The sequence below is a fragment of the Paenibacillus sp. J2L1-98 genome (assembly GCF_056269405.1).
Genome location: NZ_JBWDNW010000013.1, coordinates 14,748 through 30,253, shown reverse-complemented (window position 1 = coordinate 30,253; position 15,506 = coordinate 14,748). Strand labels below are relative to the sequence as shown.

The 15,506-nt window shown below is 55.4% G+C and carries 12 protein-coding genes; 9 read left to right on the top strand and 3 right to left on the bottom strand.

Translation table 11 applies throughout. The features are described 5' to 3' along the window. Window positions 1–145: 145 nt before the first annotated feature. Window positions 146–1,501: an RNA polymerase factor sigma-54 gene (rpoN, locus tag AC0YNZ_RS20800; RefSeq protein ID WP_475828418.1), complete on the top strand. Its 1,356-nt coding sequence runs from the start codon at window positions 146–148 to the stop codon at window positions 1,499–1,501. On the opposite strand, the gene ablB is transcribed toward rpoN, so the two are convergent. Next, window positions 1,496–2,344 carry a putative beta-lysine N-acetyltransferase gene (gene ablB / locus AC0YNZ_RS20795; RefSeq protein ID WP_475828417.1) on the bottom strand — a complete coding sequence of 283 codons (849 nt, stop codon included), beginning with the start codon at window positions 2,342–2,344 and terminating at the stop codon, window positions 1,496–1,498. The genes rpoN and ablB overlap by 6 nt on opposite strands. Before the next feature lie 378 nt (window positions 2,345–2,722). On the opposite strand from ablB, the gene AC0YNZ_RS20790 reads away from it, so the two are divergent. The 7 genes from AC0YNZ_RS20790 (at window position 2,723) to AC0YNZ_RS20760 (ending at window position 9,953) form a co-directional block, all read left to right on the top strand. Then, window positions 2,723–2,986 (top strand): YokU family protein, encoded by a 264-nt coding sequence (locus tag AC0YNZ_RS20790; RefSeq protein ID WP_475828416.1) that lies wholly within the window; start codon window positions 2,723–2,725, stop codon window positions 2,984–2,986. Window positions 2,987–3,021: 35 nt separating this feature from the next. Further along, window positions 3,022–4,371: an aspartate aminotransferase family protein gene (locus AC0YNZ_RS20785; RefSeq protein WP_475828415.1), complete on the top strand. Its 1,350-nt coding sequence runs from the start codon at window positions 3,022–3,024 to the stop codon at window positions 4,369–4,371. Between the two features lie 188 nt (window positions 4,372–4,559). Beyond that, window positions 4,560–5,204, top strand: coding sequence for a CoA transferase subunit A (locus tag AC0YNZ_RS20780; RefSeq protein ID WP_475828518.1), 645 nt, complete (start codon window positions 4,560–4,562; stop codon window positions 5,202–5,204). After that, window positions 5,171–5,833 (top strand): 3-oxoacid CoA-transferase subunit B, encoded by a 663-nt coding sequence (locus AC0YNZ_RS20775; RefSeq protein ID WP_475828414.1) that lies wholly within the window; start codon window positions 5,171–5,173, stop codon window positions 5,831–5,833. The genes AC0YNZ_RS20780 and AC0YNZ_RS20775 overlap by 34 nt, the downstream gene beginning before the upstream one ends. A 28-nt stretch (window positions 5,834–5,861) precedes the next feature. Then, on the top strand, window positions 5,862–7,157 hold the full coding sequence (locus tag AC0YNZ_RS20770) for a peptidase (protein ID WP_475828413.1): 1,296 nt from the start codon (window positions 5,862–5,864) through the stop codon (window positions 7,155–7,157). After that, complete coding sequence (gabT, locus tag AC0YNZ_RS20765; protein ID WP_475828412.1) at window positions 7,147–8,511, top strand: 4-aminobutyrate--2-oxoglutarate transaminase; 1,365 nt, start codon at window positions 7,147–7,149, stop codon at window positions 8,509–8,511. The genes AC0YNZ_RS20770 and gabT overlap by 11 nt, the downstream gene beginning before the upstream one ends. Window positions 8,512–8,534: 23 nt before the next feature. Next, on the top strand, window positions 8,535–9,953 hold the full coding sequence (locus AC0YNZ_RS20760; protein WP_475828411.1) for an aldehyde dehydrogenase family protein: 1,419 nt from the start codon (window positions 8,535–8,537) through the stop codon (window positions 9,951–9,953). A gap of 594 nt (window positions 9,954–10,547) precedes the next feature. On the opposite strand, the gene kamA is transcribed toward AC0YNZ_RS20760, so the two are convergent. Together kamA and AC0YNZ_RS20750 are read right to left on the bottom strand one after the other, a co-directional pair. After that, a complete protein-coding gene (kamA, locus tag AC0YNZ_RS20755; RefSeq protein WP_475828410.1) occupies window positions 10,548–12,011 on the bottom strand; it encodes a lysine 2,3-aminomutase in 1,464 nt (487 codons plus the stop codon). 120 nt (window positions 12,012–12,131) lie between these two features. After that, window positions 12,132–13,580, bottom strand: coding sequence for a sigma-54 interaction domain-containing protein (locus AC0YNZ_RS20750; protein ID WP_475828409.1), 1,449 nt, complete (start codon window positions 13,578–13,580; stop codon window positions 12,132–12,134). Between the two features lie 372 nt (window positions 13,581–13,952). Here AC0YNZ_RS20750 and hutH point away from each other — a divergent pair, with 372 nt between their 5' ends. After that, the gene (gene hutH / locus AC0YNZ_RS20745; protein WP_475828408.1) at window positions 13,953–15,494 is read left to right on the top strand and encodes a histidine ammonia-lyase; all 1,542 of its coding nucleotides are present in this window, start codon (window positions 13,953–13,955) and stop codon (window positions 15,492–15,494) included. Window positions 15,495–15,506 lie beyond the last annotated feature (12 nt).

Here is a 15,506-nt window from a genome sequence, read left to right as displayed (position 1 = left end):
AGGGATCCGCTTCGGCGGATCCTTCTTCCGTTTTAAGTTATCTTACGAGAGACAATCGATTAATTAAGACGACACCCGTATACCGTTGTCAAAATTGCCGGGCACGCGGAATAAAATAGAGCAATAAACCTAAAGGATGATTGCGATGAGCCCGGGTTACGGCATGTTTCAGCAGCAAACGGCCAAAATGCGCATGACGCCGCAATTTCGGCAGGCGATCAAGATCCTTCAGCTCCCGACCCCGGATTTACTCGAATGCATAAGGCAGGAGCTTCAGGAAAATCTGATGCTGGAACTCTCCGGGACCGAATGGGATGCCTATGCGGAGTACGACAAGCAGCGGCAGCATGGGCAACCGGCGGAGCACGGTTCCAGCCCGGCCGGCACGTATAATCCCGATTATGATCCGCTTCATCAGGCGGTATGGAAGGACTTTACTCTGGAGAAGCACCTTATGGAGCAATTGAATGTGCTGACCGGCATTCCGCACGCTGTCCGGCAAATCATCGCGTACATGACCGGAAATCTGGACGAGAAAGGGTACATGGAGCTGTCGTTAACCGAAATCGCCGATACGCTGCAGGTCGATTACGGCGAGGCGGAGCAGGCGCTTGATATCTTGCAGGGCTTTGAACCTGCAGGCGTCGGGGCGAGAGATTTGCAGGAATGCCTGATCATTCAGGCGAATCGCCTGCCGGCTTGTCCGCCGCTTGTTCCCGTCCTGATCCGGCATCATCTGGAAGATATCGCGTATCACTCCATTCATCGATTGGCTGCGAAGCTGCAGGCCGCTTCGGGCGAGATGCAAGAGGCGATCGAGACGCTGAAGCAGCTGAACCCCCGTCCGGGTGCGGCTTTCGCTGCAGGCGACATCCCCTATATCATCCCGGACGTCAGAGTCGAGCAGGCGGGGGAGCGGTTCGCCGTCACCGTTCAAAACGCGGCTGCGCCCCGTCTCTCCATTAACGGGCATTATGAACGGCTGCTGAGGGAAGGCGGGGAGCATGACGAGGCAAAAGCATTTCTTTATAAAAAGCTGAACGCGGCGGCCTTTTTCATCAAGTGCATCGAGCAGCGGCGAGACACTTTGTTTCGCGTGACGCAGGCGATCGTCGAGGAGCAGATTGATTTTTTCAGAGAAGGGATTTCCCGTCTCAAACCGATGAACCTGAAGCGGATTGCGGACAGAGTGAGCCTGCATGAATCGACTGTCAGCCGCGTGACCGCCGGCAAATACGCGCAAACGCCGTGGGGCGTCTTCGAGCTGAAATCTTTCTTCCCGTCCGGCTATCAGCAGGACTCAGGCGATTCGGCTTCCGCAGGCAGCGTGAAGGCCCGAATAAAGGAATTAATCGGCGGCGAAAACCGTAAGACGCCATACTCGGATCAACAGCTGGCGGATCGGATGACGGAGGAGGGTATTCGGATTTCCAGGCGCACGGTGGCCAAATACCGGGAGGAGATGGGCATCTCCTCGTCCGTGAACCGCAAACGGTTATAGCTTTACCCATAGATTCATATCTTCGAACTTGTCATAGATATCGCAGTTTTTCGTCAGTCTGCCGCAATACCGGTACCCCATCTGGCGGAAAACGGCGTTCATGCCCAGCGAAAGCGCGCGCGACAAAGAATACAGGCAGCGGATATTCCGCCTGGCCAGTTCATCCTCCAAGGCATGAAGGAGCAGCCGCATATGACCCTTGCTGCGATGGTTCGGAAGGGTGGCGCAATCGGTCATTTCGGCGTTCCGGTAAACCGTGTTGATTTCAGCTGAAGCGGCACTGATCAGCTCGCCGTCTTGTTCGACGACATAGAATAACGTGCCTTCCCGCATCGTCTTCTCCACGTAAGATGGATCATGCATCGGGATCGGGTAGGTTTTAAAAATACGGCCGTACAAAGCAGCGAGCGCTTCGGCATCATCCGGCGAAGCCATCCGCAGCGCAGCGCCGTCAGCCGCTTGGGGGCGGTCCGGCCTCAGCGGCAGCTCCAGCACCTGTCTTAAAATACGGTCTTCCTCGATCCAATAGTCGCTTGTACGCCGTTCAAGGTCCAAATAGTAGGCCATGCAGTAAGCATCCAGGCCGTCGAAATAGCCTTTGTAAATCCCCTCCAGCATACATCCTTCCGATAAGAAGGTCTCCCAATCTTCTTGACGGGATTTAATAAATAGTTTGGTCAGCGCGCGCTGCTCGGCGATCCCGCAAATCCTCTCGAAGAGCAAATGGACATTTCCCTCATAGTCGTCTACGCGCAGCCTTTTGTTAAAGGCATCAAGACAGTATTGAACGGTGTAGCCGTTTCCGGTCTCCACCTGATTGATATAGTAAGGGTCCTTCGGCATGAGGGCTTCCTCCTTAAAAGTTTTGCGAAGCAAAACTTCGCTTCGAAAGCATACGCTTAAAACAAACAGTTCTATACGTATTTCATATGCAAAAAGGATGCCAGTTCCGCGGGCCGGCCCTTAAGAAGGCAATCCTCCGATTTCATCGGCCATTGCCAAACGGCTTTGGGCGGTTCGCTGCAAAAAAATGAACAGCCGCAAAATCTTCTGCAGCAAATCCGGCGCTTCATCGCCCCGGGGGAGAAGGTAAACGCCCGATTCAAAGTTGGCATGGCATTTGCATATTAAGAAGGGTTAAGGGGTAAGGCCCAGAGTTTTGTTGTGAAGTGTTCTCAAGAAAGCGTAACGGTACAAATCGTTTAGGAGGGACAAACGGGCATGAAATGTATATGGTGCGATGCGGAAGACAGCAAGGAAGGCGTTAAGGACTGCTATTGGATTATGCCGGACGGCAAATCGTCGGTCGAGATTTTGGATATTCCGGCAATCGATTGTCCGCGCTGCAGCAGCTATCTTTCCGAGAGCATGTCGCAGAAAGTGGAAGAGGCGCTGTATTTGAATGACGTATCCGCCTTGGGAAGCCGGTTCCGCTATGAAGAGCTGATGAATGCGCCGCGGATTAATAAGTTTTATTTCAAATGAGCGAGGGAACAAAGCCAGGGGAGGAGGCTGTCGATATGCAGAGGGAGCATTTAATTAAACCGCTGCTGGGTCGTTATTATCCCGCCGTTCAATACGGGAAAGGCGTGTTTCTGTACGACGCGCAGGGCAAATCGTATCTGGATGCTTGCTCCGGCGCCGTTACGGCCAGTATCGGGCACGGCGTTCAAGAAATCGCCGACGCGATGTTTGAGCAGGCAAGCAAAGTATCCTTCGTTTACCGTTCCCAGTTCACGAGCGAACCCGCCGAGGAGCTGGCGCGGAAGCTGAGCGAATTGGCACCGGGAGGCGGTTACTGGGCGTTCTTCGTGAATAGCGGCTCCGAAGCGACGGAGACGGCCATGAAGATTGCGATTCAGCACTGGCAGGAGCGGGGGCGTCCGGAGAAATATCAAATAATTTCCCGCCGGATGAGCTACCACGGGATTACGATGGGCGCCTTATCGATGTCCGGCCACGCCGCAAGACGAAGACGGTTTCTCCCGCTGCTGGAAGATTTCCCGGTCGTGGCGCCCCCCTATTGCTACCGCTGTCCGTTTGACGCAACCTTTCCGGCATGCGGGTTAATGTGCGCGGATGATCTGGAGACCGCAATCGGGCGAATCGGGGCCGAACATATCGCGGCTTTTATAGCGGAGCCGATCATCGGGGCTGCGGGCGGCGCGGTTGTGCCGCCGGCGGGCTATTACCGGAAGATCAAGGACATTTGCGAGCGGAACGAGATTCTGTTCATTGCCGATGAAGTAATGACCGGGATCGCCCGGACGGGAAAAATGTTCGGCATGGAGCATTGGGGCGTCGAGCCGGACCTGATCGCGCTGGGCAAAGGCATGAGCGCCGGCTATACGCCGATGGCGGCCGCGCTTGTCAGCGATCATGTGATGGAGCCCGTTCTGCGGGGCTCCAAAAGCATCATGTCCGGTCACACCTATAGCGCGAATCCGCAATCGGCGGCGGTTTCCCTGGCGGTTCTGGACTATATCGGCAAGCACCGGCTGGCGGAAGCCGCCGAGACGAGCGGCGCCTATTTGCTGGCCCGGTTAAACGAGCTGGCGCAGCAATGCGAAATGATCGGGGATGTGCGGGGCAAAGGCCTTCTCCTGGGCATTGAACTGGTTTCCGACCGAAGCTCCAAGCAGCCGTTTCCATCCGGGCTCGGCATTACCTCCCGGATCGTTGATAAGGCGTTTCATAAAGGGCTTCTCGTCTATCCGGCAGCAGGCGGGGCGGATGGGGAAGGTGACGCGATTATGATCGCTCCTCCGCTCGTAATCAAACGGGAGGAGATCGATTTGCTGACCGATCTTCTGAAGGAAACGATGGAGGAAGTGACGAGGGAACTCGGGGAAGCGGGGGTGGTGGAGTGATGATGGATCACGGCGCTAACGGGAATGGAAACGAAGCTGAAGGGGATGCAGAGCTTTCGGCTGGCGCTTCGGACGGATTCGATGCCGCATCCGGTATTCCGGCTGGAGCCGGTGCCGGAAACGGTTCGGGAGCGGCGCTAAGCAAGCTCAGAACGCTCGGGGAAGCGCTGGCCGTCATCACCGACGGAATGACCCTCATGTACGGCGGCTTCGGCGGTATCGGCACGCCTCCTACGCTTGCGGAAGGGATCGTTGCCAAAGGGGTCAAAGACCTTATTCTCATCGGCAACGATACCGGATTTCCGCAGATCGGCATTGGGCCGTTAGTTACGCTTGGGAGGGTCGCCAAGGTGATCACCTCCCACATCGGTTCCAATCCATTTGCCGGCAAGCGGATGACGGAAGGGAGCATGGAGGTCGTCTTTTACCCGCAAGGGACGCTGGCCGAGAAAATTCGGGCGGGCGGCGTCGGCCTTGGCGGCATCCTGGTTGATGTCGGAGTAGGCACCTTAATGGGCGAAGGCAGAGAGAAGGTGGCTGTGGGGGGAAAGACATATTTGGTCGAACCGGCGCTGACGGCCGATGTGGCCATCGTTCATGCGAAACGGGCGGATCCTTACGGCAATTTGGTTTACGATAAGAGCGGCCGGAATTTCAATCCGTTAGTCGCGATGGCCGGCCGGATCACGATCGCGGAAGCGGATGAAATCGTGCCGCTTGGCGAGCTGGACCCGGAGTCGATCGTCACGCCGGGCGTTTTCGTCGATATGGTCATTCCGGGCAAAGGGGTGAACTGGCAATGGGTATGGGAGAAGAAATACGCAGCCGAATAGCGAAGCGGGCCGCCCTGGAATTGAAGGACGGGATGGTCGTTAATCTCGGCATCGGCATTCCGACGCTCGTCGCGGATTTCATACCGGAAGGCGTTCACGTCGTGTTTCATGCGGAGAACGGCATTCTGTTCGCCGGCAGAGCGCCTGATCCGGGAGAGGAAGACCCTTTCCTATGCAATGCGGGCGGTTATCCCATCACTACAGTTAACGGCGCCTCCTATTGCGACAGCGCGATCGCCTTCGCGATGATTCGCCGGGGCTGCATCGATATGACGATTCTCGGGGCGCTTGAGGTGAGCGGGTGCGGGGATCTGGCCAACTGGATCGTGCCGGGCAAACGCGTGTCCGGCATTGGAGGAGCCATGGAACTGGCCCAAAAAGCGAAGAAGGTCGTCGTCCTGATGAATCATGTCAATCAACAGGGCGAGTCGAAAATCAGGAAGCAGTGCGTGCTGCCGCTTACCGCGCGCGAATGCGTCGATTTGATCATTACCGATATGGCGGTCATGGAGGTAGGCGCGGAGGGGCTAATTTTGCGGGAAGTAATGGCTCCATACACGGTGGAGGAAGTCGTTCGATATACGGAAGCGGCCTTGATCATACCGGGCAATATCCCAATCATTCTGTAAGCGGGCCTTATCCAAAGGAGGAAATGCGATGAAAGGCGACCCGGCTTCATTTAAAGCTCGCATTCGCGAGTGGATGCATAACCATCGGGAGGAAGGCACGAGCTTGCTGCAGGACATGGTCAGATTGCCGAGCACGCAGGGGAACGAGCGGGAAGCCCAGCTGCTCATTGCCGGCAAGCTGCGCGGGATGAGCCTGGATGTGGAGGTGTGGGAACCGGACGGCGAAGCGCTCGAAGCCCATCCTTTTTTTTATTCGCCGCGCAGCCGGTTTGCAGGAAGTCCCAATGTCGTCGGCATATGGAGAGGATCGGGCGGGGGACGGTCGATCATTTTGAACGGACATATGGATGTCGTGCCGGAGGGAGACGCCGGGCAGTGGCATAGTGATCCGTACAGCGGCAAAGTCGCGGAAGGCAAGCTGTTCGGACGCGGCGCGACGGATATGAAGGGCGGCATCGCGTCACTGCTGCTGGCGGTCCAAGCGGTCCGCGGGCTCGGGTTCCGGCTGAAGGGCGATATCATCTTCCAAAGCGTCGTTGAGGAAGAAAGCGGCGGAGCCGGGACGCTGGCGGCGATCCTGAAGGGATACAAAGCCGACGCGGCGCTGATTCCGGAGCCGACCAACCTTAAGATTTTTCCCAAGCAGCAGGGTTCGATGTGGTTCCGCATCGAGGTGAAGGGACGTTCCGCCCACGGCGGAACCCGGTACGAAGGCGTAAGCGCGATCGACAAGAGCATGGCCGTCATCGCGCATATCCGCGAGCTGGAGGAAGCGAGGAATTCCGCTGTCTCTGATCCGTTATATGCCGGCAATCCGATTCCTTTCCCCATCAATATCGGCGTCATTAAGGGCGGGAATTGGCCGTCCTCCGTTCCGGATACGGTAACGCTGGAAGGAAGGTTCGGCGTCGCCCCCGAGGAGAAGCTGGAGCAGGCTAAGGAAGAGATGATCCGGTGGATGGGGCGGCTGAAGGAGAAGGATCCTTGGTTCGGGGAGCATCCTCCGGCGGTGGAATGGTTCGGCGCCAGATGGGTGCCGGGCAGCGTAAGCCAGGAGCATGCGCTCATCCGGACGTTGTCGGAGCAGTACAGGGAGGTTCTGCTGAAGGAGCCTGTCATCGAGGCGTCGCCGTGGGGAACGGACGGCGGCCTGCTGACACAGCTGGGCGATACCCCTTGCATCGTGTTTGGCCCGGGCGTCACGGAAGTCGCTCATTGCCCGAATGAGTATATTGAGCTGGACCATGTTTTCGAGGCCGCGGAAATTATTGCGCTGACGTTGATTGCGTGGTGCGGATTGGAGGGAGAAGGAGATGGAGCCTGACCGGAACAAGTCTATCGAGATTATAACCGAGCTGCCTGGTCCAATCGCGCGTCAGATGCTGAAGCGGCGCGCGGATGCCGTGCCGAGAGGGCCGTTCAATACGGTTCCCGCCTTTGCGGCAAAAGCGGCGGGGGCGCTGCTCACCGACGTCGACGGGAATACCTTCATCGATTTCGCCGGCGCCATCGGATCATTAAACGTCGGCCATTGTCCGCCCAAAGTTGTGGAAGCGCTGAAAGAGCAGCTGGAGAAATATATCCATCCCTGCTTTCATGTTGTCATGTATGAGCCGTATGTGGAACTGGCGGAGAAGCTGAACCTCATCACGCCGGGAAACCATCCGAAGAAAACGTTCTTTCTGAACAGCGGAGCGGAGGCCGTCGAGAATGCAGTCAAGATCGCGCGCAAATATACGGGGAGACGGGCAGTCATCTCCTTCGAGCGGGGCTTTCACGGCCGCACTTATATGGCGATGTCCTTGACCAGTAAAGTGAAGCCGTACAAAAACGGCTTCGGCCCTTTCGCCCCCGACACGTATAAAATGCCTTATCCTTACTATTATCGCGCTCCTTTCGGACTCTCGCCCGATGAGCTGGATGCTTACCTTTTACGGAAATTCGAGGACTTCTTCCTGTCGGAGGTTCCGGGCGAGGAGGTCGCCGCGGTCATCATGGAACCGGTTCAAGGCGAAGGCGGCTTCGTCATTCCTTCGGTACGCTTCGTGCAGGGCGTGAAGACGATATGCGAGAAATACGGCATCTTGTTCATTGCCGATGAGGTGCAGACCGGCTTCGGCCGAACGGGAAAAAGCTTCGCCATTGAGCACTGCGGGGTAGTGCCGGACCTGATGACGATGTCCAAATCGATCGCTGCCGGTCTCCCGATCAGCGCGGTAACCGGCCGTGCGGAAATCATGGATGCGCCGAACGTCGGCGAAATCGGCGGAACCTTCGGGGGAAGCCCGCTCGGCTGCGCGGCGGCGTTGAAGGTCATTGAAATGATGGAGGAAGAGCGTCTTGCGGAGCGGGCGGTATCGATCGGGGCGGCGATCAGCGGGCGATTAGTCCGGCTGCAGCAGGAAGTCAGCCGGATCGGGGACATCCGCACGCTCGGGGCGATGAGCGCAATCGAGCTGGTCAAGGATCCGGTGACGAAGGAGCCGGATAAAGAGCTGACGTCCCGCGTGCTGCAGGAGGCGCATAAACAGGGCTTGATTGTGATGGGAGCGGGATTGTACGGCAACGTTATCCGTATTCTTTGTCCGCTCGTCATTACGGAAGAGCAGTTGGAAGAAGGCCTCGACGTGCTGGAAAATGCGCTTAAAACATGCACCCGCAGCGATATTCATTCTTGAATAGAGAGGGGAGGCGACCCGGGATGAGGAAGCGACTGTTTATCGATGGGGATTGGGTAGAAGCCGGCGAATACCGTCCCCTGTACGCACCATACAGCGGCGGGCAAATTGCCGAAATCGCTTATGCCGGCGCAGCAGAAGTAAACCGCGCCATTGAAGCGGCGGAGAAGGCGAGGCCGGTTATGGCCCGGATGCCGGCGCATGAGCGGGCCTCGATCCTAGAGAGGCTGTCCGCCTTGATCGGGGAGAAGGCGGAGGAATGCGCCTGTCTGATCGCGCTCGAAACGGCCAAACCGCTCAAGGCGGCCAGGCAAGAAGTGGCGAGGACGGTCATGACCTACAAATTCGCCGCGGAAGAGACCAGACGCATCCAGGGGGAAACGATTCCGATGGACGCCGCTCCGGGCGGAGAAGACCGGATCGCGTATACGATCCGTCAGCCGCTCGGGGTCGTCGCCGCCATTACCCCGTTCAACTTTCCGATGAATCTGGTTGCGCATAAGGTAGGTCCGGCAATCGCAGCGGGCAACACCGTCGTGTTAAAGCCGGCGGGCCAGACGCCGTTAACCGCTCTGCTGCTCGCGGAGCTGCTGCAGCGAGCCGGCCTGCCGAAGGGAGCGTTAAATGTGGTAACGGGCAGCGGAAGCGCGATCGGGGATCTGCTGGTTACGGACAGCCGCGTGAAGGCCGTTACCTTTACGGGCAGCCCGGATGTCGGGATCGCGATCCGCCATAAGGCCGGCATAAAGAAAGTTACCCTTGAGCTCGGCTCCAATTCGGCGTTGATCGTCGATAAAGGCATCGACGCGGATGCCATGATGGCAAGGGCCGTCACGGGGGCATTTTCCTTTGCCGGGCAAATATGCATCTCACTGCAGCGCATTTATGTGCATGAGCAGCTGTTCGACGAATTTGTCCGGAAATTCGTCGCGCAAACCGAAACGTTGAAGCTGGGCGACCCGCTGCATCCGGATACCGATGTGTCTGCATTGATCAGTTCCGGGGATGCGGAGCGCTCCATGCAGTGGATCGAGGAAGCCAGGGAGCGGGGCGCGGTCGTCGCGACCGGCGGCAGGCGGGAAGGGAACATCGTGACGCCAACCGTCCTGCTCCATGTGGACCCTCAGGCGAGCTTGTCCTGCCGGGAAGCTTTTGCCCCGGTCGTCATGATCAACAAAGTGGCGTCGATGGAGGAAGCGATCCGGGAGGTGAACGATTCCAGATTCGGACTCCAGGCAGGCATCTACACCCGGGATCTTGGAACGGCGCTTCGTGCGGCGGAGGCTTTGGAAGTGGGCGGCGTTATGATCAACGATATCCCGACCTTCCGCGTGGACCATATGCCCTATGGGGGTGTCAAGGACAGCGGAATCGGACGGGAAGGGGTCAAGTATGCGGTCCAGGAGATGACCGAGCTGAAGCTGGTATGCTTTAAGAGATGAGCGAAAGTTGCAGATTGCTGCAAGGTAATCTGCATGATAAGTGTTTGTTTTCATGAAGACAGGGCTGCCTCTCAGGTCTTTAGACCTTTTGAGACAGCCCCGTTTTTTGACTTGCTTTCATAGCAACCGACAAGCCAACGATGAATGATGCTGTTTTCGAATATTTTTACGGGAAAACGTTAATTAGTTTGATTTCAAAAAACTAAATTGCGCGCGGTGTGCGAATACAGCGGATTAGTTCTATTTTGCAAACATAATTGGTCATTTTTAAAAGCCTGCTTTCCAAATACGCTGTTTAATTAGTCAAAATCAAACTAAATCGCCTTTATCGGATAACGGACTGCAAATAGTTTTATAAAATCGAATTAGACTGCAGGGAGGTGAACGATGCTTAGGCAAGGTGGTGAAAAGAGCTTCTGTGTAGTCTAAAGAGCTTCTGTGTGGTGAAAAGAGCTTCTGTGTAGTGTAAAGAGCTTGTGTGGTGAAAAGAGCTTCTGTGTTGTGTAAAGAGCCACTTGCAGCCATTGGCTTCTGAGACAGCTCCAGTTGCTCCATATCAGACGGTTCACTTGGTGCTGTAAATAGTTATTACGGTTAATCGTTTTGGCTCGGCCCGTTTTCTTTCTGATCCGCTTTCTCTTCCGCTATCTCTTTTTCCTTCTCTTTCTTATCTCCGGCCTTCATTAGCTTCTCTTTCATCTCGTCCCTCTTCTGGCGGCGGTCCTTAAGGGAGGCATGCTCCGGCGACTCCTCGTACAGCTTTCTTCGGCCGATCCGGCGCAAATTTTCTGGCACCAGGTTAAATTTTTCGTCTTTCATGAGGGCGATGACACCGGTGCTTTCCGCCGGCTTCGTTAGGCCGTAGATTTCGTTGTAATATTCGTCCGCCCGGCCCGGCTTATAATTTTGCGGCTCGGGATATCCGACGATGACCCCTTCATAATTGCGCAGAATCACTTTATCCTGGCTTTGCGAGATCAAATAGTTGGGCTGCAGCGCGATTTTTCCGCCGCCGCCGGGAGCGTCGACCACGAAGGTCGGTATGGCATATCCGGAGGTATGGCCGCGCAGCGATTCAATAATTTCGAGCCCCTTGGAAACCGGCGCCCGGAAATGCCCGATTCCTTCTGACAAGTCGCACTGATAAATATAGTAGGGGCGTACGCGGATTTTCACCATCTCATGCATGAGCTTCTTCATGATAACCGTGCTGTCGTTAATGCCCGCCAGAATGACCGCCTGATTGCCCAGCGGAACGCCAGCATCGGCCAGCATTTCGCATGCCTTTCGGGCTTCGGCCGTTATTTCCAGCGGATGGTTGAAGTGGGTGTTCAGCCAGACCGGATGATACTTCCTTAGAATCGCGCATAAATTGTCCGTGATGCGCTGCGGGAAAACGACCGGCGCACGCGTACCGATCCGGATAATCTCCACATGGGGAATTGCCCGCAAATTTTTCAATATATACTCGAGGATGTTGTCATTGATCAATAAGCCGTCTCCGCCGGACAGCAGGACGTCGCGAACCTCCGGCGTATTCCGGATATAGGCGATGGCGTCGTCCAGCTGCTTCTTCGGCACCCCCATTCCCACCTGACCGGAGAAACGCCGGCGCGTGCAGTACCTGCAGTACATGGAGCACTGGTTGGTAACAAGGAACAGCACGCGGTCCGGATAGCGGTGGGTTAATCCCGGCGTAGGCGAATCCTCATCCTCGTAGAGCGGATCTTCCAGATCATATTTCGTTTTGAGCAGCTCGGCGGAAATCGGAACGGACTGCATCCGGATCGGACAGCGGGGGTCATCCGGATGCATCAGGGATGCGTAGTAGGGCGTTATATTTAAAGGTATCGTCTGCGTCGAAATACGGACGCCTTCTTCTTCATCCGGCGCCAGCCGGACGACTTTCTTCAAATCGTCCAACGTACGGATCGTATGCGTCAGCTGCCAAAGCCAATCGTTCCACTGCTCATCCGTTACGTCTTTCCACAGCGCGACTTCTTTCCAGTGCCGGTTGCTGCTCAAAGGTACAAGCGGAGTCTCTTTTTTGTCTGTCATATGCTGCACCTCCATCAACTTATTTTCTAATACTTCTTTTAATAAGCAATAACGATGCCAATCCGCATGCTGGTAGAAATAAAAAAACAGGCTCTGGACGGAGCCTGTTTTATGACCGGTTTATTGCGTCTGTTTTTTCTCGATTCCGTAGCGGCTCAGCTTGTATTGCAGCGCCTGCCGTTTCATGCCCAGCGCCTGCGCGGCGAGGCTGATGTTATAGTTATGATTTTGCAGCGCGATCACGATCGCTTCCCGTTCGATTTGCTTCACCCGGTCCGATAAACTTTGCGAAGAGGCTTCCGCCGGTTCTTGCCGCCATTCCAGGGAACCTGCGGCCGCGCTGAGCACGGGAGCATTTTTCAAATAAGCGGGTAGATGATGCTCTTCAATCGTTTCGCATTCCAGCTCCATCATATTGTAGGTCGATTCGATGGCATGGCTTAATTCGCGGATATTGCCGGGCCAATCATATGCCGTCAACCGGCTCATGACTAAAGGGTGGATGCCGGTGACCTTCATGCCGAACACAGGATTCAATTTCTCGATAAAATGCTGCGCAAGGAGCGGAATATCTTCTTTCCTTTCTTTCAAGGGAGGAAGAGACAGATTCACCACATTAATCCGGTAAAACAAATCCTGGCGCAAAATGCCTTTCTCCAGCGCTTCTTTCAGATCGATGTTCATGGCGGATATAATCCGGACGTCTGCCTGCTGCTCGGACGAGCCTCCGATTCTGCGCACGATGCCGTCCTGAAGCACGCGCAGCAGCTTCGCTTGCAGGAACAAATCCAGACTGTTCAACTCGTCCAAAAAAAGAGTGCCTCCGTTCGCCTGCTCGAACAGGCCGGCCCGGTCAATCGCCCCCGTGAAAGCGCCTCTGGCCGTTCCAAACATAATGCCCTCCATCAGCTCGCTTGGAACGGCCGCACAGTTCTGGGCGATGAACGGGCGGTTTTTGCGGATGCCGGCGTTATGGATGCTCTGCGCAAACAATTCCTTGCCGGTGCCGGTAGGGCCGCAGATCAGGATGGGCGAGTTGGTGCGGGCGGCCTTCTTGGCCATCGAAATCGCATCCAGGCTCTGCCCGCTCGACCCGATAATATCGCTGAAATGATAGTGCGCGGACCCGCCGTGCTTTTTATCTTTTTGATGGGATTGATAGATTTGATGGCGGAGGTCCAGGATTTGGTCATGAAGATGGACGATGCCCGTAATATCCTTCGCGACCTCCAAAGCGCCGATCTGACGGCCGTTATCGAACAGCGGATAAGAGCGGTTAATCGTCGTGATTCGCTTCCCTTTCAGATTGACATAGGTTTGTACTTTCTCGGCCGTTTCTTTGCCCGTTTGCAGGACATGGACAAGCGTGCTCGTTTCGTCGGTCAGCGAAGGGTAGAGATGAAACAACTTTTTCCCGATGACCTGCTCCCGTTTCAATCCGTCGATTTCTGCCATCTTATCATTATAGAATAACGTGATTCCGTCCCGATCGATGAGATGCACGCCGATATCGATCATGTTCAAAATCCATTTGAAATGGTCTGACCCGAAGCCATGCTGATCCGGCATGGATTCACCTACCCTCACGAAGGATCGTTCAAATTTGCAGTATGTTGTATCGTATGTATGAACGGCCGGGGATAATACAAGGGATGATGATGGGGATGTATGGATCAAATATTGGAGCACAAAAAGACGCCGTTTCCGTGGTTTGCAGGCTCTCTTATTGAACTTTTTCATTCTTAAGGTTGTATCCCTTACATATAATTAAAGTGATCGACAATGATGTACGTATGCAGGACTGCGACCGGTCGTGTTTCTGAAGAGCCAATCACCATTTTGTTTATTATCTACTGTTCACTTTTTTCTGTTTAGTGATTAGAAGCCGGTACCTTAACCAAGGTATTGGTTTTTTTAATTACTTGAAAAGCAGGTGGTACCATGCAAGCCATGGACGAGAAGTTTGTGCTCGTTGACGGAGGAACGATGACGCTTGAACAAGTTATCCGGGTAGCCCGCTATATGGAGAGGGTAAAAATAGGTCGAAATTGCTTCAAAAAGATGAGGCTTAGCCGGGAGTACGTCGAAAAGCTGCTTCGCGAGAAGCGGATTGTGTACGGGCTCACGACCGGCTTTGGGAAATTCAGCGATACGTATATTTCAGCGGAGGATGCCAAGCGCATGCAGCTCAATCTCATTCGAAGCCATGCCTGCGGGATAGGAAAGCCGCTGACGGTGGAAGCGGTAAGAGCGACCATGCTGCTGCGCGTGGGTGCCTTATCGCTTGGTTACTCCGGGATCAGGCCGGGAGTTGTTCAGCTTCTTGCCGAAATGTTGAATGCAGGCGTAACGCCGGTCATTCCGGAGCAAGGCTCGCTTGGCGCAAGCGGAGATTTGGCGCCTTTGTCTCATCTGGCTCTCGTGCTGGTTGGCGAGGGAGAAGCTTACTATCTCGGTGAACGGTTGCCTGGAAGTGAGGCCATGGCCAAAGCCGGCTTACAGCCGATCGCGCTTGAAGCGAAGGAAGGTCTTGCCTTGATTAACGGCACGCAGGTAATGACGGGGATTGGCGCGCTCGCTTGCTTTGATGCCGTCAATTTAGCCGGATGGGCGGATTGTGCAGCCGCGTTAACGGCAGAGGCGCTTCGCGGCATTCGCGACGCATTCGAACCGCTCACCCACGCGATTCGCCCTCACGCTGGACAGGGACAATCAGCCGGCAATATCCGGCGTTTGACGTCGGGAAGCGGGCTCATGACAAGCCAAGGACAACTGCGCGTACAGGATGCCTATTCCATCCGCTGCGCGCCGCAGGTCCATGGAGCAAGCAGGGATGCTCTGCGGTATATCGGGGAGAAGCTGGAAATCGAGATGAATTCGGCAACGGATAATCCGCTTATTTTCGCTGCCGAGGATCGCGTCATTTCGGGAGGGAATTTCCACGGCCAGCCGATTGCACTCGCGATGGATCATCTCTCGATCAGCTCTTCCGAACTCGCGAATATATCGGAACGCCGTATTGAAAGACTCGTAAATCCGCATTTGAATGAGCAGCTTCCTCCATTTCTTGCGAAGGACGGGGGCGTACAGTCCGGCTTTATGATTGCCCAATACACGGCTGCTGCGGTCGTTTCCGAAAACAAGTCACTTGCGCATCCGGCCAGCGTAGACTCTATTCCTTCGTCAGGCAATCAGGAAGATCACGTCAGCATGGGCACGGTCGCGGCCCGTAAGGCGAGTCAAATTGTACGTAACGCCTATTCGGTGCTCGCCATCGAGCTTCTGTGCGCCGCGCAAGCCGTCGATTTCCGGGGACCGGAACTTCTTGGGAAGGGGACGAAATGGATCTACGACCGGTGCCGCGAGCATGTGGGCTTCGCGGACGAAGACCGCGTACTGTCGAACGATATTCAAGTCATCGCCGAATGGATGAGAAATACGAATGTGCGTGAACAAATCGCTTCAGTCATCCCGATCGACTAAAAGAAGTGGAGG

Excerpts from the sequence above, each read along its gene's own strand:
- AC0YNZ_RS20775 (WP_475828414.1), top strand. The coding sequence starts at position 5,171 with ATGGGTATGGGAGAAGAAATACGCAGCCGAATAGCGAAGCGGGCCGCC.
- rpoN (WP_475828418.1), top strand. The coding sequence starts at position 146 with ATGAGCCCGGGTTACGGCATGTTTCAGCAGCAAACGGCCAAAATGCGC.
- AC0YNZ_RS20750 (WP_475828409.1), bottom strand. The coding sequence starts at position 13,580 with ATGCCGGATCAGCATGGCTTCGGGTCAGACCATTTCAAATGGATTTTG.
- kamA (WP_475828410.1), bottom strand. The coding sequence starts at position 12,011 with ATGACAGACAAAAAAGAGACTCCGCTTGTACCTTTGAGCAGCAACCGG.
- gabT (WP_475828412.1), top strand. The coding sequence starts at position 7,147 with ATGGAGCCTGACCGGAACAAGTCTATCGAGATTATAACCGAGCTGCCT.
- AC0YNZ_RS20770 (WP_475828413.1), top strand. The coding sequence starts at position 5,862 with ATGAAAGGCGACCCGGCTTCATTTAAAGCTCGCATTCGCGAGTGGATG.
- AC0YNZ_RS20760 (WP_475828411.1), top strand. The coding sequence starts at position 8,535 with ATGAGGAAGCGACTGTTTATCGATGGGGATTGGGTAGAAGCCGGCGAA.
- AC0YNZ_RS20790 (WP_475828416.1), top strand. The coding sequence starts at position 2,723 with ATGAAATGTATATGGTGCGATGCGGAAGACAGCAAGGAAGGCGTTAAG.
- ablB (WP_475828417.1), bottom strand. The coding sequence starts at position 2,344 with ATGCCGAAGGACCCTTACTATATCAATCAGGTGGAGACCGGAAACGGC.
- AC0YNZ_RS20785 (WP_475828415.1), top strand. The coding sequence starts at position 3,022 with ATGCAGAGGGAGCATTTAATTAAACCGCTGCTGGGTCGTTATTATCCC.
- hutH (WP_475828408.1), top strand. The coding sequence starts at position 13,953 with ATGCAAGCCATGGACGAGAAGTTTGTGCTCGTTGACGGAGGAACGATG.
- AC0YNZ_RS20780 (WP_475828518.1), top strand. The coding sequence starts at position 4,560 with ATGACCCTCATGTACGGCGGCTTCGGCGGTATCGGCACGCCTCCTACG.